The organism is Allokutzneria sp. A3M-2-11 16 (assembly GCF_024213555.1).
Taxonomy (GTDB): Bacteria; Actinomycetota; Actinomycetes; order Mycobacteriales; family Pseudonocardiaceae; genus Allokutzneria.
Genome location: NZ_JANAVO010000010.1, coordinates 19,656 through 42,835, shown reverse-complemented (window position 1 = coordinate 42,835; position 23,180 = coordinate 19,656). Strand labels below are relative to the sequence as shown.

Sequence of the window (23,180 nt, the reverse complement as noted above, 5' to 3'; positions counted from 1 at the left end):
GTCCGCCGACTAGACTCTCCCCCGTGCCCCTCCACCCGGCCCCCCACCCCTCCTGAGCCGGGCCAGCCAGAGAACTCCCGTTTCGTACTCATAGCGGGATTTGGGAGCGCTCTCTTCCCGGCTAAGAGTACGAAACGGGCGAAACGCGGGCGGTGTACTCGCGCAGAGCGTGGCCTGGGGAGACGTTTCCGTCGAGCAGATCCGCGTCGAGCAGCCGCACGTCGCGTTCGGACGGCGGGCCGTAGCCACCGCCTCCACCGGTCAGGCAGCGCACCACGTCGCCCTCCGACAACCTCAGCCCGTTGCACTTGAGCAACCGACGCTCGTCCGGCTCGCCCGGGTTGACCACCACCTCCGGCGGAGCCGCGCCGGCTCCGCCGAACAGCCCCCACGCGGGGGTGACCGACCGCTCGAACCACAGCGACAGCGAGCAGTCGTGCAGCGCCACGTACTCGCGGACCACCCCGTTGCCGCCGCGCCACCGCCCGGCCCCGCCGGAGTCCGTGCGGATGCCGTACTCGGTGACCCGCAAGGGAAAACGCGTCTCGAAGACCTCGATCGGCATGTCCTTCAGCGAACCGTTGACGTTGTTGATCAACGCGGTCTCGCCGTCGCCGCCCGCCCACGCGCCCCACCCGCCGAGCGTGGCCTCCAGGCTCACGTAGTCGCGGCCGGTGCGCGGATCGGTCCCGGCGCACTGCACGATCATCGAGTCGCCGTGGCTCGCCGCGGCCACCCGCTCCGGCAGCGCGGGCGCCAACGCCTTGGCCACCAGGTCGATCAGCAGGCCCAGGTGGGAGAAGTACCACTGGCACGCCGCCGGGGCCTGCGCGCCGAACACCGAGCCCTCGCGGACCTCGACGGTGAGCGGCCGGAACGACCCGCCGTTGCCCGGCACGTCCGGGCTGACCAACATCTTGTAGCCGACCCGGCACGCGGAGACCGCCTGGGCGACCCCGCAGTTGACCGGCCCCACGGTCTGGTCGGCGGACTCGGTGACGTCGAAGGTGATGTCCTCGCCGGAGACGGTGATCTTCAGCCGCACCGGGACCGGCGTGTCCAGGTCGATGCCGTCGTTGTCCAGCGAGCCCTCCGCGCGGTAGACCCCGTCCGGGATCTCGCGCACCACCGCCCGCTCCAGGCGCTCGGTCTGGTCGAAGATCTCCTCGGCGGCCAGGCGCAGCGTCTCGGTGCCGAACCGCCCGACGAGCTCGGCGAGCCGCCGCTGCCCGATCTCGATGGTGGCGATCATGGCGTTGAGGTCGCCCATCGTCGGGTACGGGAAGCGCACGTTGGTGCGCACCGTGTCCAGCACCCCGTACACCGGCTCCCCGCCCGAGACCAGCTTCTGCGGCCCCAGGCGCAGGCCCTCCTGGAAGATGTTCACCGAGTCCATCGACCCGCCCGGGTCCTTGGAGCCGACGTCGATCCAGTGCGCCCTGGTCGCGGTGAACCCGGCGAGCCGGTCCCCGGTGAACACCGGCCCGAAGATCGTCACGTCGTTGAGGTGGGTGCCGCCGAGGTAGGAGTCGTTGAGGATCCACACGTCCCCCGGTCGCCACACGTCGCGGCCGAAGCGCTCCTCGGTGAACCGGGTGCAGACCTCCAGGTTGCCCAGGAAGATCGGCAGCCCCGCAGACTGGCCGAGCACCCGGTGCCGGTCGTCGAGCAGGGCGACCACGCAGTCCCCGCACTCGTAGATCACCGGGGTGTAGGCGGAGCGGATCAGCATCGCGTTCATGTCCTCGGCCGCCGAGGTGAGCGCGTTGCGGATGATCTCGACGGTGACCGGATCGATCATCAGCGTTCCTCTTCGATGACAAGGGAGCCGAGGTCGTCGACGCGGACCGCGTACCCGGGCGGTACCACGGTCGTCGCGGTGGGTTCGAGCACCAGTGCCGGGCCCTGGAAAGCATGTCCCGCAAGCAGATCGGCGCGGTCGACGATCAGCGACTCGACCGCTTCGCCGTCGAAGACCACCGGGCGGCCGCGGCGCGGGAAGTCGCCCTCCGCCCGGGCGAGCCGTTCTGCCGCGGGCTTGCCGAGATCGCCGTAGACGGTCGTGCGCAGCGCGACGAACTCCACCGGGGCACCCGGGTTGGCGTGTCCGTGCCGCTGCTCGTGCAGCTTGCCGAAGCGGGCCGCGACCGCCTGAAGGAAGGCCGGCCGAGCGGGCTCGTCGGCGCCCTCCAAAGGCACCGTGAGCGCGTATTCCTGTGCTGCGTAACGGAGATCGACCGCGTGCTCGACGCGCCGCGCGGCCTCCGGCACCCCTTCGCCGTCCAGCGCCCGCAGCCCCTGCTCGGCCAGCCCCGCGAGCCGGTCCGCCAGCTCGGCACCGTCCACGTCCGCGTCGAGGCGGTAGTACGGCTCTGTCAGGTCGCGGCGGATCTCCGTCTGGAGCATCCCCCACGCGGAGAACGCGCCGGGGAACCGCGGCACCACGACCTCGCGGATGCCCAGCTCACGCGCGAGGAACACCGCGTGCATCGGCCCCGCGCCACCGAAGGCGACCAGGCCGAAGTCCCTCGGCTCGATGCCGCGCGCCACGGTGATCGTCCGGATCGCCTGCGCCATCTTCGCGTTCGCCACCGCACAGATGCCTTCCGCTGCGGAGAGGGTGTCCATGCCGAGGGCACGGCCGAACCCGGTGACCGCGGAGAGAGCCGCCTCCGGGTGCAGCGCGACGCGCCCACCCGCGAAGGACTCCGGCTCGATCCGCCCGAGCACCAGGTTGGCGTCGGTCACCGTGGCCTGCTCACCGCCGTTGCCGTAGCAGGCCGGGCCCGGCCGCGCCCCCGCCGAGCGCGGGCCGACCCGGAGGCCGCCCGCCTCCACCCACGCCACCGACCCGCCACCGGCGCCGACGGTGTGGATGTTGACCGCGCTCATCAGCATGGGCAGCCCGTCCAGCCGCACCTCGGGCGCGACGTCGGGTTTGCCGTCCACCACCACGGAGACGTCGAAGGACGTCCCGCCCATGTCCACGTAGATGAGGTTCGGCCGCCCCATCGCCGCCGCGAGCGCGACACCGCCCATGGTCCCGCCGACCGGCCCGGACAGCAGCGTCTGCAACGGCCGCCGCCGCGCCGACTCCGCGGTGATCATGCCGCCGGAGGACTGCATGACGTGCAGCGGAACGGTCATCCCCCGCCGCGCCAGCTCATCACCGAGCCGCGCCAGGTACCCGCGGACGGCAGGGCCGATGTAGGACTCCACGACGGCGGAGGAGGTCCGCTCGTACTCCCGCCACTCGTTGGCCGTCTCGTGCGACAACGACAGCGTGACCTCGGTGCCCAGTTCCTCCAGCAGGATCTCGCGCGTGCGCAGCTCGTGCACCGGGTTGAGGTGGCTGAACAGGTAGGCCACCGCGATCCCGCCGAACCCCTCGTCCCGGTAGCGCGCCGCGGCGGTGCGCACGGCCCGCTCGTCCAGCGGCTCCAGCTCGGCACCGGAGGCGTCCAGCCTGCCGTCGATCCCGGCGACGTCGCGGCGCGGCACAAGCGGCCGTGGTTTGCTGAAGTGGAGGTCGTACATCCTGGTCCGGGGCCCGCGCGCGATGTGGTAGACGTCCCGCGCCCCGGCGGAGGCGAGCAGCAGGACGCGCACGCCGCGCCGCTGCAACAGGCTGTTCAGCCCCTGCGTGGTCCCGTGCACGAGGAAGGAGATGTCGGCGGGCTGGTCCACCACGGAGGCGACCGCTTCGAGCACGCCGGCGGCGAGATCAGCGGGCGTCGTCGGGTACTTGCCGATCCGGTGGCGGCGGTCGGTCTCGTCGTAGACGACGACGTCGGTGAACGTGCCACCGATGTCCATCGAGACCCGTGCTCCGCCCATGGCGCGGAGGTTAGCCAGCGGCCGAATGGATCATCTGTGCACGACGGACAGCCAGGTGGGCCCGGGCAGTGCACGGCGCCTACCTGCGCAACGAACACCGAACGTGAAAACAAGACATCCCATGTCTAGCGGGTCGCACAGTGCGGCCGACTCACGCTGTGCTCAACGCCCATTCACCGAGTGGAGTCACTTCATAGAGTGATGCCCTCATCGTCTGTAGCCGACCGTGTTCCCTCGGTCACGGCTGGCAGGCCGGAAGGGAGAGCAGCACGATGACCGCTCTTGACCGCGCCGACACCCCCGCGGTGGACTTCCAGGCTTGCCAGATCCTCTGCCTGGACCTGCCGCCGGAGGTGCCCGCGGTCCGGGTCGTGCACGAGCTCGACGGGGTCGCGCACCCCGTGGAGCCGACGCGCCTGCTGGAGGTCGGTCACGCGATGTGGTCGCAGTGGATCTCCGATCCCGGGCACGAGCGGCCGGAGGTGCTGCTCGGCCTCGAAGGCGACGGGATCGTGCCGACGCTGGCGATGTCGCTGGCCTCGGGCCTGCCGTACCACCTGGCGTGGCGGCTGAACCAGAGCAGGCTGCCCCGCCAGCGCGGTGCGGAGCTGTTCACCTACAACCAGCTGGCGGGTACTCGCGTGCTGGTCGTGGACGCGGCGCTGTCGGACTGCCACATGATCGCCAGCCTGGTGCGCGTGCTGCGCGAGGAGGGCGCAACCGTCGTTGGGATCGCGTGCCTTTCGGAGGACCCGGCGGGCATCGGTCGCCGGGTGGTCGAGGCGACCGGAGTACCGATGACGGCGCTCGCGTACACCAGATAACCCGATCGGACGTAGCGTTTTCCCTGATCAGCGGCTTGACCCTGGCGGAAGCCCAACTACTGTCCTAGGGCGTCGCCACGGCAGCCTTCCCCGTCGTCCCTGCCGTTGGCGGGTCCGAAGGGAGAGGGTCGCAGTGCTTCCCGTTGACAGTGGCGTGCACATCCAGCGCGAGCTCCGGGGTTTTGCCGTCGTGGTAACGGTTTTCGGCGAGATCGATCTCGCGAGCGGCCCGACCTTGAACACCGAGATCGCCACCGCGTCGGCCCTCGCGACCCCACCGGCTCCCGTGGTGCTCGACCTGACCCGGGTGGAGTACTTCTCCTCCGACGGCCTCACCCTGCTGGCGCACCACCACGAGGTCTGCGCCCGCCACCGCACGCCGCTGCGCGTGGTCGCCACGACCGCTCCGGTGCTGCGCCCCATCAGCCTGACCGACCTCGACCGCACGATCGCCGTCTTCGACAGCGTCACCGAAGCGCTCAGCCTGCCGCCCACTCCCCGGGACGGCTCCAGGCGCTGAGTTCGCGCTTGCTCTCGAACCGCCTCGCCGCACCGCTGACCGGGTCGGTGAACGCGAGCACCTTCGCCAACAGCTGCAACGGACGCGTGAAGTCGTCCAGCGGCTTCTCGGTCAGCACCGGGTAGAAGTCGTCACCGAGGATCGGCACGCCCAGGCCGCTCATGTGCAACCGCAGCTGGTGCGTCCGCCCCGTCCTCGGCACCAGCCGGTAGCGGCCGAGCCCACCCCGGTGTTCCGCGAGCTCGACGAGGGTTTCGCTGTTCGGCGGGCTGTCGATCTCCTGCGCGGTGATCACCCCGCGCTCCTTGACGATGTGGCTGCGCACCGTGCACGGCAACACCAAGCCGGGATCGTGCCCCGCGATGGCCTCGTATTCCTTGTGCACCAAGCGGTCCCGGAACATCGTCTGGTACTTCCCGCGCAGTTCCGGGCGGACCACGAACATCACCAGCCCCGCCGTGACCCGGTCGAGCCGATGCGCGGGCACCAGCTCCGGCAACCCGAGGTCGTGCCGCAACTTCACCAGAGCCGTCTCCATCACGTGCTGTCCGCGCGGGATCGTGGCGAGGAAGTGCGGTTTGTCCACCACGAGCAGGTCGTTGTCCCGGTGCACGATCCCGATCTCGAACGGCACCGGCACCTCGACGGGCAGGTCGCGGTGGAACCACACGTAGGAATCGGGCGCGTACGGAGTGTCCACTGTGATCGGTCCGTCGAGCCCCATGATCCGGTCCTCGCGCAGCATCATGTCGATGCGTTCCGGCGCCACCCTCGGCAACCGCTCCACGAGGTGGTCCCGCACTGTCACCCACTCCCCTTCGGCGGGCAGCCGCAACCGGGCGGGATCAAGCCCGTTGCGCTGCGGCAACGGTGCTTTGGGCCGACGTCTCACCGCGTCACCCTAGCTCCCGCTCAGAACGGCGCCGGTTCCGCGATCGGTTCCGCTTCCGTCTCCGAAGTCTTCCCGTTCGGTGTCGTCCACACGTGCCGACCATCGGGGAGGTTCTCGCAGCTCCAGTTGGATTCATGCTTCATCCGGTGATGCCTGCGGCACTTCGGCCGCAAGTTATCGACCGTGGTGTTTGTCCCGTCGAACGAACAGCAGTGATCCAGATCGCAACGGTGCGCCGGTCGGTTGCAGCCGATCGCCGTGCACGTCGGGTAGCGGGCGTGGATCAACTCCCGCTGCTTGGCTGAGGGCCGGTAGGTGGTGACGTCCTCGGCGATCCCGGTGACCGGGTCGGTCAGGATGCGCTTCCAGATCCCGTTCGCGGCCACATCCCGGGCGATCTTCGCGGGCAGGGGTCCGTATCCGTGGAGCATGGCGGGCTCATTGCTGAGACCGAGGAAGGAACCCATCGGCATCGTGAGGTAGACGGTGACCTGGCCTTGGGGTGCGCCGGTTTCCTTACCCATCAACACATCCATCGTCACATCGGCCCGCTTCTGATCCAACGTCCGGTGATCCTTCGGTAGAGCCCTGGCGATGCGGTCGATCCGGTCATAGATCAGAGAGGCTTGCAACGCCGGGAAGAACATCCGCAGCAGACACATGCCGTCGTCTTGGGGGATCTTCTCCACCAACCTCGCCTTGCGCTTCTCCTTATGCCGACGCTCAGCAGCCTTCGGGTCCAGCTTGGTGATGAACCGCACCGCATGCCTGCGAGTCGCGGTGTAGTTGTGCGTTTCAGCGAAGGCGAGGAAGTCCTGCTCGGCGATCGCTGCGTGCACGGCGGTGAGGGTGGAGAGCAGGTCAACGATCATCAACGCTTTGCCCTCGTCGAAGCGGCCTTCGGCCAGCGCCCGCAACACCACAGGCCGACCAGTCAAATCCTCCGCGCGCTGCAACAGCCGGGCGGCCTTCGTCTTCGAGACCGCCAACAAGCGCATAAGGATTTCCTCGGCCAACTCACGATCACACAACTCCAGCCGAGCGACATACTCCATCAACACGACCGCGAAGTCCGCCGACGCTTTCCCCATCGCAGCGAAGTAGACCATCAGTTTATGGTCAGGATCTACAGGGAACATGTCCCCATTCTATCGCACAATAATAGACGATCATGGCCCTAAAGGATGAATTCCCAGGCACCCGAAAAGCCCGAAACGCAACCCCAGCGAAAAGGCGAGGGCGGGCTGGAAATCGGGGTCGGCTTTACCTGGGGTGCGCGTGCCATACGCTTATCGCGAGGGCCGGGGTTTCATCCCGTGCCCCTGAGAGGCCCAAGGGCACGCGCAAGGGGCCCCCAGGTCAAGCCGACCCCACCGCTGGTACCGACGCAAGCTGGAAGCCAAGCAGGAAGCCCTACCTACACCGAATCCCCTTACTCAACAACAAGAAGTTCGCCACCTTCCCACCCGACACATCAAATGCCAGAACCCAGTCCGATTCCACAGGCACCTCATACCGCCCCCGATCCTCAACCATCCCCCGCCCCTCATAAGCCTTCTTCAAATCCTCAACAGAGGACTCCCGCCCAATCCCCTCCGCAGTCTTCGCAAAAGGCGGCGCCGAGATCAACCGCAGCTTCCCCTGCCCAAACGACACTCCACCATGCTCATTAGCGCGTCGAATCCGGAATGAGGACCGCCCGGACGACTCGGCCGAGGCGATGGACATTTTCCTCAGCGCCTCGGCCGACTTCGCGAGCAGTTCGGCGCGGGTGGCGTAGTCCTGCGCGGACTGCGCGGACTGGCCGCGGTGCGCGTCGAGCTTGGCCCTGATCTCGTCGTTCTCCTTCTTCGCGGCTTCGTACTGCTTCTCCGTGGCGGCTTCCAGTGCCATTCGCGCGGGCTCGGGCAACGGGCCACCGAGGAACGAGTAGTCCTCGCAGCCGGTGACCACGGCCACCGGGGACGGGCCGAGGGCGCCGGTGGCGATGGCCTCGTCCTTGGTCATGCCGATCTTGAGTTTGCCGAAGCGGTCGGGGCCGAAGGCCGTTGCCTCCGCGCCCTCCTTGGTGCCGAGCGGCAGGTCCTCGTCGAACAGCCAGATCGCCCCTCCGGCGATCAGTCCGGCCGCGAGGACCCCCGCCGCGATGCCGATCCACACTCCCCCAGTAGTCATGCGCGGGAGTCTAAGCTGCCGAGTCCACGCGTTTTGCCAGGTCACCGCTCATGTACGGACAGCGACGGCGGGAACCGCACGCCGTCCACGGCTATGCTGAGCCGCGTGATCGAGTTCCGGATCGACCAGCGGTCCGGCGTCGCGACGTACGTGCAGCTGGTCCAGCAGGTCGAACAAGCTCTGCGCCTGGGGGTGCTCGCCCCCGGCGACCAGCTGCCGACCGCGCGCGAGGTCGTCGAGGCGACCGCGATCAACCCCAACACCGTGCTGAAGGCCTACCGCGAACTGGAGCGCTCCGGCCTGGTCGAGGCGAAGCGCGGGATGGGCACCTTCGTCCGGCGCTCGCTGGGCTCGGGGCAGACCGGCCGCAACTCACCCCTGCGCTACGAGCTGGCGAAGTGGGTGGGCCACGCGCGAGCCGCGGGGCTGAGCCGGGACGACATCGATGCCCTGTACACCGACGTGCGCGCGGAGCACTTCCCCCGCCACTGAGGACCCTTTCACTACTTAATTGGTGAAAGGGTGCAACCCCCGTCGGGACGGCGCGTCCTCCAAGCATGAAACGACGCACGCTCCTGGTCGTGGCCCCGGTGGTGACCGTGGCCCTCGCCGTGGCACTCGGCTTCGCGCTGTGGCCCAGCCGGGACGCGTGGGCGTCCTCGTGCACCGGGGAGATCACCCCGACCCGCCAGTCCGCCGAGGTCAAGGACGCCGCGCGGGCGATCCAGTCGGCCGCGCGCGGCGCGACGGCCGGGATCGCGATGGTGGACCTGACCGGCTGCACCGACGTGGCCGGGGCGAACGCCTCCGCGCTGTTCCCGTCCGCCTCCGTGGTGAAGCTGCTGATCGCGCTGGACGCGTTGGCGGGCAAGGAGTCCGAGCCCGCCGGGCTGGAGCGGATGCTCGCCGCCAGCGACGACGAGGTGGCCAGCGAGCTGTGGACGGCCAACGGCGGCGCGGCGATCGTGCACCGGATGAGCGAGCGGATCGGCCTCCAGCACACGCGGCCGCCCGCCCGGCCCGGCCGCTGGGGCGAGACGCTGACCTCGGCCGCGGACGTGGCCCGGATCTACCAGCACATCTCGGCGAAGCTGCCCAAGGAGCGGCGGATCACGCTGACCGACGCGCTCTCCTCGGCGCCGCGCACGGCGGCGGACGGTTTCGACCAGTACTTCGGCATCCCCACCGGGTTGTCCGGCCGGGAGTGGGCGGTCAAGCAGGGCTGGGGCAGCACGGACGACCGCATGGTGCTGAACACGACGGGCATGGTCAGCGGCAAGCACAACTACGTGGTCGTCGTGCTGACCAGCTGGCCGAAGGGGACTTCGTGGCCCACGGCGACGAAGGCCGTCACCAAGGCGGTCACCGAGCTCCAGGGACTGGCCGGCTCATCGGCTCTGGCGTGACCGCGGTCGCGGCCGGTGCGACGAGCGCGACTCCGGCCGCGATCGCGAACGCGGGCAGCCAGCCAGCTCCGTCGATCAACCAGCCCACCGCCGCGGCCCCGACGACCTGCCCCGTCGACAACGCCAGGAACGACGCCGCCACCGCAGAGGCGTTCCCCGCCGCGAGCACCATGACCGAGGTCAGCGCGACGTAACTGGCACCGAACACCGCTGCGGCGATCAAGGTCACTGGTACCGAATTCGGTTTCACAGCAAGGAAAACCGTGGAGGCCGCGAGCGCGCCGGTCAACGGCCGCCATGCCCGCTCCAATCCCACCTTCGCCACCACGTCCCCGGTCACCGCGGCCACGATCCCAGCGGCGCCAAGGACGATCCAGAACAGAGCGGACTGCCCACCGTCGAATCCGCCGACCGTGACGACCAGGTCCCGCCCGAAGGTCAGGAACGCCGCGCTCGCCGCCCCGACAACAGCGCTGGCGATCACCAACCTCGCCGGCTTTTCGCCCGACGAAACCGCTTTGCGTTGGTGCGGCGGCAAATCCCGGCCCGCGAAGAAGATAGCGACGGTCGCCACCAGGCTGAGCGCGGCGAAGAACACCCACGCCACTCGCCAGTTCCCGCTGGCGAACAACGCGGAAGGCCCGCTGACGAGCACTCCGACACCCGTGCCCGCGTTGACGATCGCCTGCGCCGCGCCACGACGTGCTTGCGCCACACCGCGATTGACCATCGACACCAGCGGCGGCGTGGCTAGCCCCGTGCTCGCCCCGGCCACGAGCACGCCGAACACGAGCGCGGTCCCCGAACCCGCCGTGGCGATCAACGCGGTTCCCACCGTCGCGGTCGCCGCGGCCAGCACCGCGGTCCCCCGGTCGGTCCAGCGAGCGGTGAGCAGCGCGCTGAGCACGACGGCGAGGCAGTACGCCGCGTAGCCGCCCGATGCCAGCGCGCCCGCGGTGGCCGCGCTCATGCCGAACTCGGCGCGGAACTCCGGCAGGTACAGCCCGTAGGCATAGCGGCCGAGGCCGTAGGTGACGGCGATGACGGCCACTCCGGCCGCGACCAGCCGCGTTTCGATGGGTCGCACACGCCCTCCTATAACGCCCGTTCTACTAGAACGCACGTTATACTCGCTCGCATGGCCACGCAACGCAAGCCCGCCCCGCCCCGCGGCACCGCGCGCGAACGCCTCATCGCCGCGGCCGACGAGCTGTTCCGCCGCGACGGCATCGCCGCGACCCCGGTCGACAAGGCGGTCGGCCGCGCGGGCGTGGCCACGATGACGCTCTACCACCACTTCGCGGGCAAGGACGGCCTCGTGGTGGCCTACCTGGAACACCGGCACGAGCGCTGGACGGAGAGCTGGACCGCGCGCACCGAAGCCGCGGAGTCCACAATGGACAAATCTCTGTCGATCTTCGACGCGCTGCGGGCGTGGGCGGACTCCGGCGAGGTGGAGCGCGGTTGCGCCTTCGTCGACGCGGCCGCCGAGCTGACCGACCGCGAGCACCCCGCGTGGGCGGTGATCAACCGGCACAAGGCCGACCTGCTTGCCCGCCTGACGGAAATAACCGGGTCGGCGGAGGCGGCCGAACGCGTGCTGCTGCTCTACGAGGGCGCACTGACCGGCCTGCTCATCGGCCATCTCGACGATCCGGTCGGCCAGGCCCGCGCGGCGGCTCGCTCCGTGCTGGACCATTTGGCCTGTGGTTAAACGTAGGTGATGTGCAAGTGCGCAAACCTAACGTGGTCGGGGATTCATATTCCTGACGACCACAGGAGGGTTCGAATGCACCGCAAAACCATCGGCGTGTTCGCCGCGGTCCTGCTCGCGGCGGGTCTGCCCGCGCTCGCCGAGGCCGCTCCGGCCGCGGACGAGATCACCATCGAGGCCAGGCCCGCGTTCCAGCTCCCGTTCGACTGCAACGCGAAATGGCGCCTGGACACCTGGGCCCACGCCCCCGCGCTGGACATGGTGAAGGAGCCGAACCAGGTCGGCACCGAGGGCGCCCCCTACCGCGCCTCGGCCGCGGGCACGGTACGCCAGTCCTACTACCACTCCAACGCGGGCAACATGATCCAGATCAACCACGGCGGCGGCTGGTTCACCACCGGCATCCACCTGCAGTCCCGCGCCGTGGCGGTCGGCGCCCGGGTGGCGAAGGGCCAGATCATCGGCCGCGTCGGCAAGACCGGGCCGACCTCCAACGGCCACCCGCACCTGCACTACGAGCAGGCGTTCGACCGCAACGGTGACGGCGTCGCCTCGTGGGGCGCCGCGGGGACCGAACGCGTCCGCCCGTTCTTCAACGGCGTCGAGTACGGCCAGGCCAACGGCCGCACCTGGCGCAACGTGATCAGCCGCAACTGCTGACGCCTGAACCCTGTCAGCCGCGACACCGTTCCCAGCCGGGTTCTCCGGTCTTCAAGTACCCCCAACCCCCCGCACAACCGTCTCCAACCGCCACGAACCCCGGCGCGCACCGAGGGTTGGAGGCGGTTAGCGACAGCCCCGACCGGGGTTCGCTGTACTTGAAGACACGCGAACCCCGGGGGCATGTGTCAGTCCGCGATTTCGGCTTTCCCTGCCAGAGCCGCCTCACCGCCGCCCCGGAACGCGCGGCGGTAGGCGTGCGGACTCGTCCCCACCAGCCGTTTGAACCGGTCGCGAAACGTTGTGGTGGAGCCGAATCCGACCTCCGCCGCGATCCGCTCCACCGGATGCGCCGTCGTCTCCAGCAGGTACTGCGCCCGCCGCAACCGCGCCCGGTGCAGCCACTGCAACGGTGTCGTCCCCGTCTGCTCGCGGAAGCGGCGGTTGAGCGTTCGAGCGCTCATCGCCGCGCGCACCGCGATGTCCTCAAGGGACAGTTCGCGCGTCATGTTCTCCTCCAGCCAGCGCAGCAACGGCTCCAGCGTCGCCCCGTCCGGCGTCGGCGGCTCGTGCACGATGAACTGGGCCTGCCCGCCCGCGCGCTCCAACGGCATCACCATCGTCCGTGCCGCGCCCGCGGCGACGGCGGAACCGTGGTCGTTGCGGATCATGTGCAGGCACATGTCCAGCCCCGCCGCGGCGCCCGCGGAGGTCAGCACCTGACCGTTGTCGACGTAGAGCACGTTGGGGTCGACGGAGATCTCCGGGTACTGGCGGGCGAGGATGGCGGTGCCGAGCCAGTGCGTGGTGGCGCGCAACCCGTCGAGCACTCCCGCCTGCGCCAGCACGAAAGCACCCGCGCAGACCGACGCGATCCGGGTCCCGGCGTCGAGCGCCTCGCGCAGGGCCTCGGCCACCGGTTCCGCCAACGGGATCGTCGCGTCGTTGCGGCCGGGCACGATGATCGTGTCCGCCGTGGACAGTCCCTCCAGCCCCCACGGCGCGCGCACCCCGTAGAAGCCCGTGTCGACCTCGCTGCCCGCCCCGGCCTCCGAGCAGACCCTGACGTCGTAGGCGTTCCCGCCGCCCGGCAGGAACGTCCGGCCGAACGTGTCCACCGGCATGGCCAGGTCGAACGGCACGACGTCGTGCAGGGCCAGCACCGCGACTGTGCGCATGGCGGGAAGATAACGCCCGAATCCTCTTCGGTGGAAGATTTTCCCTTGCCCGTCAGGCATCTTGGGCGTTTGCCGGAATCCGGCGGTGCGCGGTGTTCTTGCCAGGGCCCCCCTTTAGCCGATCTTCACCCGAAAACGCACACATGATCCAAAAGGCGCATGCGGCTGCCCCGAATGGTCCAGCATTCGCCTAGACTGCGCCCGTGAGTCATATGCCCGTGATCGCGGCGCTGCGCCAGGTCGTCGACGACATGGTTCGCGGCCTGCGCGGCCTCTCCGGCCACCAGATGCCGATCGCCGCGATCTCCGAGCTCGCCATCCAGTTCGAGGCCGAGCTCGCCGTGATCGAACCCTCCCTGACCGCGCTCGCCGCCCGCGACCCGCACGGCCCCGTCACCGACACGGTCGCGTTGCTGGCCAAGGCCCGCGCCGCCCTGTCGGCCGAGACCTTCGACGCCGCGGCGCTGCACCCCGCCCTGCTCCGGCTGCGCACCGCCGCGCGCAGGCTGGAGGAGGACCTCGCGGCACCGATCCCGGTCGGCGCCCACCGCGCCTCCTAGCGCAGGTACGGCGCGATCAGCAGCATCGCCTGCTTGTCCGACGGAGCCGGGTCGGTCTCCACGCAGTCGGCCAGCCCGGCGCGCACCGCGTCCGCGTCGATGCCGGAGCCGATCAGCACCAGGTGGGTGTGGTGCGCCTCGTCCCGCTCCCACCTGGACCGCTCGAACCGCAGGAACCCGCCGACCGTGTGCAGCACGTGCTTCTGCCGGTGCCCTGGCAGTCCGAAGTGGACGAACCCCTTCATCCGGTACAGCCCGGTGGGCCGCGAGTCCAGGAAAGCCATGAGGCGCCTGGGGTTCAGCGGCTTCGCCGAGCTGAACACCACGCTCTCGTAGGCCGCGTGCGCATGTCCTGAGTGGTCGTCGTGGTCCAGGTCGTCGAAGGACAGCTGCCGCGCCACCTCGTCACGCTTGGGCCGTTGCTCGAACAGCAGCGCCGGATCGACGCGGCCGTGCGAGGTCGGCAGCACCGGCTTGCCCTCGCTCAGCTCGGTGACGGTCTTGCGCAGCAACGCCTGCTGCTCGGCGTCGATCCGGTCGATCTTGTTGAGCACCACCAGGTCCGCGTACCGGAGGTGGCCGTCCAGCTCGGGATGGCGCTGTCTGCTCGACTCGAACTCCGCGCCGTCGACCACCTCGACCAGCCCGCCGTAGCAGAGCCCGGGGTTGTCGCTGGCCAGCACCATCCGGATCAGGTCGCGCGGTTCGGCCAGCCCGCTGGCCTCGATGACGATCACGTCGACGAGGCCCGGCCGGGCCAGCCGCTCCAGCAGCTCGTCCATGCCGGAGGCGTCCACCAGGCAGCACAGGCAGCCGTTGCCCAGCGAGATCATCGAGTCGACCTGCCCGGCCACCTGCATCGCGTCGATGTTGACGCTGCCGAAGTCGTTGACCACCACGCCGATCCGCGTGCCCCCGCTGGCCGAGAGCAGGTGGTTGAGCAGCGTCGTCTTCCCCGAGCCCAGGAACCCAGCGACGATCACGACCGGGATCTGCTTGCGCCCCAACGCTTCTCCCCTTCGGCTAACGGATGTGCAGGAACCTGGTCAGGATAAGGCGCAGCATCTCCCGCTCCGCGTCCGGCTCCAGGTCGCGTTCCACGCTCACCCTGGCGAACGCCGCGTCCACCAGTGCCGCGATCCACCCGGCCGCCCGGTCCGGGTCCAGCCCGGTGTCGATGCGGCCGAGGCCCGCGGCGCGGCGGAGCAGACCGGCCAGCCCCTCGCGCAGCCGGATCTCGTTGCGCACCAGTACTTCCGCCAGCTCCGGATCGCGCCCCGCCTGCGCGGCCACCTCGGTGACCAGCCCGGGGGCGCTCGGATCGGACAGCGGTCGCACCAGCCCGTCGACCACCTGCAGCAGCCCGGCGACCGGGTCCTCGGCGCGGCCCGCGCGGTCGAGCAGGTCGGCGTGCAGCCGCCCGTCCAGCTCGAAGATCGCGACGAAGATCGCGCGCTTGCTCGGGAAGTAGTGGAACAGGCTGCCGGAGCTGATCCCCGCCCGCGCGCAGATCTCGGCGGTGGTGGTCCGTTCGAAACCCTTGCGGGCGAAGCACTCCGCGGCCGCGTCGAGGATGAGCAGGCGCTTCGCCTCGTGCTTGGCCGGGTCGACCGTCCTGGGCATCAGCCGGTCCGGGTCATCCGCCAGTACTGGCGCTTCCTGTCATCGCGCACCACCACGCCCAGCCTGCCCAGTTCGGCGCGCAGCAGCCGCACGTCCTCGTCCTCGCCGCTGCCGATCGCCCGCTTCCTGGCCTTCAGGAGCGCGTCAGCGCCCGGCGGCAGGTCCGGGGTGTCCTCCACCCAGAGCCGGTACTCGCCCGCGTGCGGGTCGCCCTCGGCCAGCCACCGGAAGCCCGACGCGGTGAACGCGTCCCGGAGCTCGCCCGCGTTCAGGTCGGTCTTCTCCGCGGCCAGCTCCGCGCCGTCCGCGCCGAGGAGCACGATTCGTTTGCCGTCAAGGAAAACAGCCGACACCTTGGCACCGTCGACCTCGGTGGTGTCGTCCCCGCGCCGCAGCACCACGCGCTCGGCGGAGACCACCACCCGCAGCATGTCCAGCGACACGAAGAACGCCAGCGCCAGGCCGAGCAGCGCGCCACCGCCGACCAGGACCCACCCCGGGATCCGCTCCGCGAGCTCGAACGGCCCCTGCATCGGCGCCCACGGCAGCGTCGCGACCCACGCGGCGAGCGGCTTCACCAGCCAGCCGACGACCGCTCCCAGCACGGGCCCGCCAATCCAGACGATGGCCTGTTCCCACGACTTGTGCGCGACGACGCGCTCCCCCGAACCGGTCACGTCGTTAATACTAGAGCAGCCGCTCGGTTTATCGTCCCCAGCCCCCTTCCCAGCGCTGTCGATCACCGCGCCGCTGGGACCGATTGCCAAGCGACGCAAGGAGGTTGTACTTCGAAAAGCTTGATTTCACCGGGCACTGAAGAAATTGCGGGCGCAGAATGCGAGGCCAAGGAGCGTGCAAGTTGCACTGCCCGAACGGGCTAACCAGACCCGCCTTCAGGGCGAATGACGGGGTTGGCAAGATACGGCTCTCAACAAGGGCATGTTGACGACGGAAGGACCCGGGTGAACTCCGACACCGCACAGGTCGACGATCTCCAACTCATCGCGCTGCCCAGCGCCGTGAACTGCACGGACCTCTTCGTCCGGTTCACGCTGAGCGAGTGGTCGCTGCGACCTATGGTGGAGGAGACCAGCCGGGCGGCCTGCCAGCTGGTCGCGGAGAAGGTCGACGACGCCGACCCGAAGGCCCCGGGCCTGGTCACGGTGCGGCTGCTGGTGAGCGGCGACCGCCTGGTGGTCGAGGTCGACGACGGCCGCCTGGTCGCGCACGCGCTGCCGCTGCCCGCTGGGCTGACAGGCTCCTCGGTGCCGCTGCCCCGCCGCGAGCGCAAGCGATCCCGAGCCGCCGAGCGCATCGCCGCCGAGCAGCCGGTGGACGACGGCGCCGACATCGGCCACGAGGTCATGCAGCGCATCCTCTACGGCCTCAACAACCGCGAGCAGGACTGACACCACGTCACTCGCGCTATCCTCAACCCGCCACCCCACATCGGCGCAGCCTCTCTCTCCCCGTTTCGTACTCATAACGGGAAAAAGAGTGCTCCCAAAAGCCGTTTTGAGTACGAAACGGGCTCAGGTGTGACTGATGTGGTGGGTGGGGCCGTTGAGTTTCGGGTTCCAGCCGCGGGCGAGCGCGTCGCGGACCGCGGCGGCCATGTGTGCGGGACGGACTAAGGGCCCGAGTAGGCCGAGCCAGTTGTTGGGGTGCGCAGGTCTTCAAGTACCCCGAACCGGCCTCCTCGGGGTCGTGAACTGCCACGAACCCGGTCCCGCTCGGCGGGTTTGCCGTCGTTGACGACCTTCACAGCGGGGGTCCGGGGTACTTGAAGACCTGCCGACCCGCGCCGCGCCAGGAGGCGGGTTACTGCTTGGCTTCGCCGAGCAGGGCGAGTTCCTGGTCGAAGTCGAACCACCGCGACTCCTGGCCCGGCTCGACCAGCTCGTAGGTCTCGTTGAGGAAGTCGACCAGGTCCTCGGGGTCGGCGCCGAACCGCGCCTGCCCGGCGGGCGTGCTGAACTCCAGCACCACCACGTCCAGCTCGTCCATGACCGGCCAGATCCGCACGTCACCCTCACCGGCCTCGGCGAGCAGCCCGTCCGCGAGCAGGTCGCGGGCGAGGATCCACTGCACGCTCTGGTCACCGTAGGGGTTGAACAGCACGTGGATCGCGTACGGGTCACGGGTGGAGTAGCTGAACTCGACCTCGACCGCGACCGGGGTTCCGGCCAGCAGGTCGAACATCGCGGCGGAACGGATCTCGGAGTGTTCGGAGCTCATGGCCCTCGTCCCTTCCCTCGCCTGGAGATGCGGCACAGGGGTGACGACCGGTCCGGCGGGCTCTGACGCGATTCGGTCCACGTCACACCCGATCGTGCGAGCGGAGCCGGAAAATCGGCTCCGCGGTCACCGGGCCGGGTGACAGACTGCGGCGGTGTTGCTGACGATCTCCTCCACTGCCGAGCACGCGAGCGACCTGGGCTTCCTGCTGCACAAGCATCCTGAGAAGGCCCAGTCCTTCGCCGTGTCCGGCGGCTCCGCCCACGTCTTCTACCCAGAGGCCACCGAGCGGCGTTGCACCGCCGCCCTCCTGCTGGAGGTGGACCCGGTCGCGCTGGTGCGCGGCCGTCGCCCCAGCGACGGTTTCTCGCTGACCCAGTACGTCAACGACCGGCCCTACGCCGCGTCGTCGATGCTGGCGGTGGCCATGGGCAAGGTCTTCCGGACGGCGATGTCCGGGCAGTGCAAGGCGCGTCCGAAGCTGCCAGGGCAACCACTTCCTTTGGAGATCAGGATTCCCGTGCTGCCGTGCCGCGGTGGCGCGGAGGTGGCTCGCCGGGTGTTCGAGCCGATGGGCTGGACCGTCGACGCGCGACCGGTGCCGTTGGACCCCGAGGTCCCGGAGTGGGGTGACTCGCGCTACGTCGATCTCCGGCTCACGGCCGAGATCCGGCTCGCGGAGGCGCTGAACCACCTCTACGTCCTGCTTCCCGTCCTGGACAACACCAAGCACTACTGGGTGAGCACCGACGAGGTGGACAAGCTGATCCGCGCGGGCGAGGGCTGGCTGGCCACGCACCCCGACCGCGAGCTGATCACGCGGCGGTACCTCGCGCACCGCCGGGAGCTGGTGATCACCGCGACCGGGCGGCTCGCCGAGGTCGACGACGCCGAGCCGGAGGCGCTGGACAACGCCGTTTCTGAGGCTGAGCCGCCGGAGCGCAAGGTCTCGCTCGCCCAGCAGCGGCGCGGTGCCGTGCTGGCGGCGTTGCGGGCGGCCGGAGCCGCGCGGGTCGTCGACCTGGGCTGTGGTGAGGGCGCGCTGCTGCGGGACCTCGTGGCGGACGCGTCTTTCCGCGAGGTGCTCGGCGTGGACGTCTCGCACCGCGCGCTGCAGATCGCTGTCCGGAAGCTGCGGCTGGACCGCATGCCGGACCGGCAGCGCGAACGGCTGACGCTGGTCCAGTCCTCGCTGACCTATCGCGACGAGCGGCTGTGCGGCTACGACGCCGTGGTGCTGATGGAGGTCGTCGAGCACGTCGACCCGCCGAGGCTCCCCGCGCTCGCCGCGACGGTGTTCGGGCACGCGCGCCCGAACACGGTGATCGTGACGACGCCGAACGTCGAGTACAACGTGCTGTACGAGGACCTGCCCGCCGGGACGATGCGGCACCGCGATCACCGGTTCGAGTGGACCCGCGAGGAGTTCCGCGCCTGGGCGTCCGGGGTGGCGACAGCGCACGGCTACGGCGTCAGGTATTTGCCCGTGGGGCCCGAGGACCCTTCGTTGGGTTCGCCGACGCAGATGGCCGTGTTTTCCGCCGAAGACCCGCTTGCGGGGTCGAGCATTGACACTGTGGGGGTGGAAAAATGAGCACTCTTGAGGTTCCCGAGCTGTGCCTGGTGGTGCTCGTCGGCGCCTCCGGGTCCGGCAAGTCGACGTTCGCGCGGGAGCACTTCGGCCGGTTCGAGGTGATCTCCAGCGACTTCTGCCGCGGTCTGGTCGCCGATGACGAGAACGACCAGTCGGCCAGCGGTGACGCCTTCGACGTCCTGAACTTCATCGTGGGCAAGCGGCTCACGGCGGGGCGGCTGACGGTGATCGACGCGACGAACGTGCAGCCGGAGTCGCGCAAGAAGCTGGTCGAGCTGGCCCGAGCGCACGACGTGCTGCCGGTCGCGATCGTGCTCGACCTGCCGGAGAAGGTGTGCCACGACCGCAACGCGTCGCGGCCGGACCGGGACTTCGGCGAGCACGTGGTGCGGCGTCAGCGCGGACAGCTGCGGCGGTCGCTGCGCTTCCTGCAGAAGGAGGGCTTCCGCAAGGTCCACGTGCTGCACAGCGAGGAGGAGGTCGCGGAGGCGAAGATCGTCCGCGAGCGCCTGCTCAACGACTACAAGCACGAGACCGGCCCGTTCGACGTGATCGGCGACATCCACGGTTGCCGCGCGGAGCTGGAAACCCTGTTGGTGTCGCTGGGCTACACGATCGCCAGGGACGAGTCCGGACGGGCCGTCGACGCCGCGCACCCGTCGCGGCGCGCGGTGTTCGTCGGCGACCTGGTCGACCGCGGCCCCGATTCTCCAGGTGTACTGCGCTTGGTGATGGGCATGGTCGGCGCGGGGCACGCGTTCGCCGTGCCGGGCAACCACGAGAACAAACTCGTGCGCGCTTTGCAGGGCCGCAACGTCCAGGTGACGCACGGGCTCGCCGAGACCTTGGAGCAGCTGGGCCGGGAGAGCGAGGAGTTCCGCAAGGAGGTCCAGGAGTTCTGCTACGGACTGGTCTCGCACCTGGTGCTGGACGGCGGAAAGCTCGTCGTGGCCCACGCCGGGCTGAAGGAGTCCTACCACGGCCGGGCGTCCGGGCGGGTGCGCAGTTTCGCGCTGTACGGGGATTCCACCGGCGAGACCGACGAGTTCGGCCTGCCGGTGCGGTACCCGTGGGCGGTCGACTACCGGGGCAAGGCGATGGTCCTCTATGGACACGTGCCGACGCCCGAGGTCGAGTGGATCAACAACACCATGTGCCTCGACACGGGCTGCGTGTTCGGCGGCAAGCTCACCGCGCTGCGCTACCCGGAGAAGGAAGTCGTCTCCGTTCCCGCCGAGAAGGTCTGGTACGAGCCGACGAAGCCCTTCCCGTCGTCCACAGTGGAGGTTGCTCCTCAGCGTCGTGATCCTGACGCGTTGGACGTCACCGATGTGCTCGGCAAGCGCGTGGTGGAGACCGCGCACCACGGCCGGATCAGCATCAGCGAGGAGAGCGCGGCCGGAGCCCTTGAGGTGATGAGCCGCTTCGCCATGGAACCTCGGTGGCTGCTCTACCTGCCGCCGACCATGGCGCCGAGCGCGACGTCCGCACTGCCAGGAGTTCTGGAGCACCCGACTGAGGCGTTCGACAGCTACCGGGCGGACGGCATCGCGCAGGTCATCTGCGAGGAGAAGCACATGGGCTCGCGCGCGGTCGTCGTCGTGTGCCGCGACGAATCCGTTGCCGCGTCTAGGTTCGGCGCGACGAATGGGGCGACCGGTGCGATCTACACGCGCACGGGACGGCCGTTCTTCGACGGCGACCTGACCGAGGAGTTGCTGGCGCGGCTGCGCACGGCGGTGACGGCCGCGGGGTTGTGGGAGGAGCTGGACACCGGCTGGCTGATGCTGGACTGCGAGCTTCTTCCGTGGTCTGCCAAGGCAGAAGACCTGCTGCGCAACCAGTACGCGGCTGTCGGTGCTGCGGCGCGCACGGCACTCCCCGTCGCAGTGTCCACTTTGGAGAGTGCTGCGGCGCGCGGTGTCGATGTGGCTTCGCTGCTGTCGCGGACCTCATCACGGGCTGCTAATGCGGAGGCGTTCACCAAGTCGTATCGACAGTACTGCTGGCCGACTTCGGGCCTCGACGGCATCTCGCTCGCGCCGTTCCAGGTGCTCGCGACGGAGGGTTCGACGTACCAGCACCACGACCACTCGTGGCACCTGGCGGTGGCCGACCGCCTGGTTGAGGCCGACTCGAAGTTGGTGCGGCGCACGGGTCGCCTGCTCGTCGACACGACCGACCCGGAGTCGATCGCGGCCGGGATCGAGTGGTGGGAGTCGATGACGGCCGCGGGCGGCGAGGGCATGGTCGTCAAGCCGCACGCGAACCTCAGCCGCGCTCAGCGTGGCCTTGCGCAGCCCGGCATCAAGGTTCGCGGGCGCGAGTACCTCCGGATCATCTACGGGCCCGACTACACCGAAGAGGCCAACCTGTCGCGGCTGCGCGAACGACGCTTGGGGCACAAGCGATCCATGGCTCTGCGTGAGTACGCGCTGGGCTTGGAGTCACTCGATCGTGCCGTGCGGGGCGAGCCGTTGTGGCGCGTGCACGAGCCGGTGTTCGCGACGCTGGCGCTGGAGTCCGAGCCGGTGGACCCGCGTTTGTAGAAGTTGTCCGCAGAGGGCCCTGCCGGGTTTCCGGTAGGGCCCTCGGGCAGTTGCCTGCATCGACACCCTCGCGGCGCCAATGATCATCTACGGTCCTCGGCGGGGGTGTTGGGGTGTCCTTGAGTCGAGCTTTGGCCGCGCGGCTGCGGGGGATCGCGGCGCGCGTGCCCGTCGACCTGCTGCACCGCGCCTCGACCGATGCCGAGGCCGCCGCCGGTCACCTTCTCGCCGCTCAGCGGGGCAGCAACGACACGTCCTTGACCGACAGTGCGAAGGCGCTGCGGGAAGCCGCGTCTACCGCGACCACCTCGGCTCGGCGGCTCCGCGAGGCCGCGGCGTGGATCGAGTCGTACTGCACCGACATCCTCGGCATCGCCTCGGCCACCGCGCCACCCGTTCAGGCGGTCGACCGCCCGACCGCCCCGGACACACCGCATACCAGGCCGTCCCGGTCCCCCTACCCGAACGCGAAGCCCAGCGGGCACCCGGCCCGGATCTTCCCCGATGACGAAGCGGAGACCGTACGCGGGATCACTCGGGAGAACGAGTCTGCGGCCATCCTGGCCAGGCAGGGCTACCTGGTCGAACAGCGACCACAGGTACCAGGACGCAGGAGACCGGACTTCCGCGTCGAGGGCAGGATCTTCGACAACTACGCACCTTCGACAGACGTAGCGCGCAACATCGCCCAGCAGATGGCCAAGAAGGTGGCGAAGAAGCAGGCCGACCGGATCGTGCTCAACGTCCACGACAGCGCGATCGACCTGGCCACGATGAGGTCCCAGCTGACCGACTGGCCGATCCCAGGGCTCCGCGAGGTCATCGTGATCGACAAGAACGACACCGTGATTGACTTCTTTCCGTAACCGGGTCGAGCGAGGAACGAATGGCCATCTCCTACAGTCTTGAAATCGCGACACAGCTGTCACCGGGCGAGGTGGCGCATGCTGTTCGCGAGGCCGGTCGTCAGGCTGCTCTGTTCAGCGACGCCGTCACCCTTGAGCAGATCCTCGGCGACGGCGCGCTGGCCAAGGGCGGCTCCGTGGTGCAGGTCATGGAGCCCTTGGAAGCGCCGTACGACGTGGTCGCGGACGATCTTGGGTTCGCCCCCACCTCATCAGTGGAGTTTCAGATCAACACATCAAATCCAGTGCACTACCAGCAGGATGACGTTGTCGCGTTGACGGTGGGCGTGCTGAAGCGGGTGCCCGGCGACGCGGTCCTGCACCGCGAGACAGAAACCATCTGGCTGTTGCGCCGCGACGGTGAACTGACGGTCAACGAGCAGGACGACATCTGGCCGCCCCACCGCCTCGCCCTGGTCGACATCCCGTACCGCCGCGAGACGCACACCTTCGACTAGGCCGTCTCCTGCACGTGGCCCCAGCGATCGTGACACCCCCCGAACCG

The 23,180-nt window shown here is 69.4% G+C and carries 23 protein-coding genes; 12 read left to right on the top strand and 11 right to left on the bottom strand.

The genetic code is table 11. The features are described from left to right. Positions 1-121 precede the first annotated feature (121 nt). Complete coding sequence (locus tag NLX83_RS32300) at positions 122-1,801, bottom strand: hydantoinase B/oxoprolinase family protein (protein WP_254239020.1); 1,680 nt, start codon at positions 1,799-1,801, stop codon at positions 122-124. Further along, positions 1,801-3,837, bottom strand: a complete 2,037-nt coding sequence (locus tag NLX83_RS32295) for a hydantoinase/oxoprolinase family protein (protein WP_254239019.1) — start codon at positions 3,835-3,837, stop codon at positions 1,801-1,803. Before NLX83_RS32295 ends, NLX83_RS32300 begins: the two co-directional genes overlap by 1 nt. Positions 3,838-4,109: 272 nt before the next feature. Between NLX83_RS32295 and NLX83_RS32290 the strand changes: the two genes are divergently transcribed. Further along, the gene (locus NLX83_RS32290; protein WP_254239018.1) at positions 4,110-4,661 is read left to right on the top strand and encodes a phosphoribosyltransferase; all 552 of its coding nucleotides are present in this window, start codon (positions 4,110-4,112) and stop codon (positions 4,659-4,661) included. 133 nt (positions 4,662-4,794) lie between these two features. Then, complete coding sequence (locus NLX83_RS32285) at positions 4,795-5,181, top strand: anti-sigma factor antagonist (RefSeq protein WP_254239017.1); 387 nt, start codon at positions 4,795-4,797, stop codon at positions 5,179-5,181. Here NLX83_RS32285 and NLX83_RS32280 read toward each other — a convergent pair. The 3 genes from NLX83_RS32280 to NLX83_RS32270 all read right to left on the bottom strand — a co-directional run bounded on the left by NLX83_RS32280 (position 5,141) and on the right by NLX83_RS32270 (position 8,248). Then, a complete protein-coding gene (locus tag NLX83_RS32280; protein WP_254239016.1) occupies positions 5,141-6,073 on the bottom strand; it encodes a pseudouridine synthase in 933 nt (310 codons plus the stop codon). The two genes, NLX83_RS32285 and NLX83_RS32280, sit on opposite strands and share 41 nt — an antisense overlap. Before the next feature lie 20 nt (positions 6,074-6,093). After that, positions 6,094-7,089: an HNH endonuclease signature motif containing protein gene (locus NLX83_RS32275; protein WP_254239015.1), complete on the bottom strand. Its 996-nt coding sequence runs from the start codon at positions 7,087-7,089 to the stop codon at positions 6,094-6,096. A 397-nt stretch (positions 7,090-7,486) separates the two neighbouring features. Beyond that, the gene (locus NLX83_RS32270; RefSeq protein WP_254239014.1) at positions 7,487-8,248 is read right to left on the bottom strand and encodes a hypothetical protein; all 762 of its coding nucleotides are present in this window, start codon (positions 8,246-8,248) and stop codon (positions 7,487-7,489) included. 105 nt (positions 8,249-8,353) lie between these two features. Between NLX83_RS32270 and NLX83_RS32265 the strand changes: the two genes are divergently transcribed. Continuing rightward, on the top strand, positions 8,354-8,740 hold the full coding sequence (locus NLX83_RS32265; RefSeq protein WP_254239013.1) for a GntR family transcriptional regulator: 387 nt from the start codon (positions 8,354-8,356) through the stop codon (positions 8,738-8,740). A 65-nt stretch (positions 8,741-8,805) separates the two neighbouring features. Next, entirely contained in the window at positions 8,806-9,654 is an 849-nt protein-coding gene (locus NLX83_RS32260; RefSeq protein ID WP_254239012.1) for a serine hydrolase, read from the top strand. Here the strand turns inward: NLX83_RS32260 and NLX83_RS32255 are convergent. Then, a complete protein-coding gene (locus NLX83_RS32255) occupies positions 9,611-10,741 on the bottom strand; it encodes an MFS transporter (protein WP_254239011.1) in 1,131 nt (376 codons plus the stop codon). The genes NLX83_RS32260 and NLX83_RS32255 overlap by 44 nt on opposite strands. 51 nt (positions 10,742-10,792) lie before the next feature. Here NLX83_RS32255 and NLX83_RS32250 point away from each other — a divergent pair, with 51 nt between their 5' ends. Beyond that, positions 10,793-11,368 (top strand): TetR/AcrR family transcriptional regulator, encoded by a 576-nt coding sequence (locus tag NLX83_RS32250; RefSeq protein WP_254239010.1) that lies wholly within the window; start codon positions 10,793-10,795, stop codon positions 11,366-11,368. A gap of 75 nt (positions 11,369-11,443) precedes the next feature. Further along, complete coding sequence (locus NLX83_RS32245; RefSeq protein WP_254239009.1) at positions 11,444-12,028, top strand: M23 family metallopeptidase; 585 nt, start codon at positions 11,444-11,446, stop codon at positions 12,026-12,028. A gap of 188 nt (positions 12,029-12,216) precedes the next feature. Here the strand turns inward: NLX83_RS32245 and NLX83_RS32240 are convergent, their stop codons facing one another. Next, positions 12,217-13,206 (bottom strand): GlxA family transcriptional regulator, encoded by a 990-nt coding sequence (locus NLX83_RS32240; RefSeq protein WP_254239008.1) that lies wholly within the window; start codon positions 13,204-13,206, stop codon positions 12,217-12,219. Between the two features lie 203 nt (positions 13,207-13,409). On the opposite strand from NLX83_RS32240, the gene NLX83_RS32235 reads away from it, so the two are divergent. Beyond that, on the top strand, positions 13,410-13,766 hold the full coding sequence (locus tag NLX83_RS32235; protein WP_254239007.1) for a hypothetical protein: 357 nt from the start codon (positions 13,410-13,412) through the stop codon (positions 13,764-13,766). On the opposite strand, the gene NLX83_RS32230 is transcribed toward NLX83_RS32235, so the two are convergent. Genes NLX83_RS32230 through NLX83_RS32220 form a run of 3 tightly spaced genes read right to left on the bottom strand, consistent with a single transcriptional unit; the run spans position 13,763 to position 16,066 of the window. After that, the gene (locus NLX83_RS32230; RefSeq protein ID WP_254239006.1) at positions 13,763-14,773 is read right to left on the bottom strand and encodes a CobW family GTP-binding protein; all 1,011 of its coding nucleotides are present in this window, start codon (positions 14,771-14,773) and stop codon (positions 13,763-13,765) included. The two genes, NLX83_RS32235 and NLX83_RS32230, sit on opposite strands and share 4 nt — an antisense overlap. A 16-nt stretch (positions 14,774-14,789) precedes the next feature. Beyond that, positions 14,790-15,389 carry a TetR/AcrR family transcriptional regulator gene (locus NLX83_RS32225; protein WP_254239005.1) on the bottom strand — a complete coding sequence of 200 codons (600 nt, stop codon included), beginning with the start codon at positions 15,387-15,389 and terminating at the stop codon, positions 14,790-14,792. Then, a complete protein-coding gene (locus NLX83_RS32220) occupies positions 15,389-16,066 on the bottom strand; it encodes a YqeB family protein (RefSeq protein ID WP_254239004.1) in 678 nt (225 codons plus the stop codon). The genes NLX83_RS32225 and NLX83_RS32220 overlap by 1 nt, the downstream gene beginning before the upstream one ends. Positions 16,067-16,351: 285 nt before the next feature. Here NLX83_RS32220 and NLX83_RS32215 point away from each other — a divergent pair, with 285 nt between their 5' ends. Beyond that, positions 16,352-16,798, top strand: a complete 447-nt coding sequence (locus NLX83_RS32215; protein WP_254239003.1) for an ATP-binding protein — start codon at positions 16,352-16,354, stop codon at positions 16,796-16,798. 412 nt (positions 16,799-17,210) lie between these two features. Here the strand turns inward: NLX83_RS32215 and NLX83_RS32210 are convergent, their stop codons facing one another. Continuing rightward, positions 17,211-17,627: an SsgA family sporulation/cell division regulator gene (locus NLX83_RS32210; protein ID WP_254239002.1), complete on the bottom strand. Its 417-nt coding sequence runs from the start codon at positions 17,625-17,627 to the stop codon at positions 17,211-17,213. A gap of 154 nt (positions 17,628-17,781) precedes the next feature. Between NLX83_RS32210 and NLX83_RS32205 the strand changes: the two genes are divergently transcribed. The 4 genes from NLX83_RS32205 (at position 17,782) to NLX83_RS32190 (ending at position 23,133) form a co-directional block, all read left to right on the top strand. Beyond that, the gene (locus tag NLX83_RS32205; RefSeq protein ID WP_254239001.1) at positions 17,782-19,221 is read left to right on the top strand and encodes a 3' terminal RNA ribose 2'-O-methyltransferase Hen1; all 1,440 of its coding nucleotides are present in this window, start codon (positions 17,782-17,784) and stop codon (positions 19,219-19,221) included. Beyond that, on the top strand, positions 19,218-21,770 hold the full coding sequence (locus NLX83_RS32200) for a polynucleotide kinase-phosphatase (RefSeq protein ID WP_254239000.1): 2,553 nt from the start codon (positions 19,218-19,220) through the stop codon (positions 21,768-21,770). Before NLX83_RS32205 ends, NLX83_RS32200 begins: the two co-directional genes overlap by 4 nt. A 113-nt stretch (positions 21,771-21,883) precedes the next feature. Then, a complete protein-coding gene (locus tag NLX83_RS32195; RefSeq protein ID WP_254238999.1) occupies positions 21,884-22,636 on the top strand; it encodes a hypothetical protein in 753 nt (250 codons plus the stop codon). A 20-nt stretch (positions 22,637-22,656) separates the two neighbouring features. Then, a complete protein-coding gene (locus NLX83_RS32190) occupies positions 22,657-23,133 on the top strand; it encodes a SitI3 family protein (RefSeq protein WP_254238998.1) in 477 nt (158 codons plus the stop codon). Positions 23,134-23,180 lie beyond the last annotated feature (47 nt).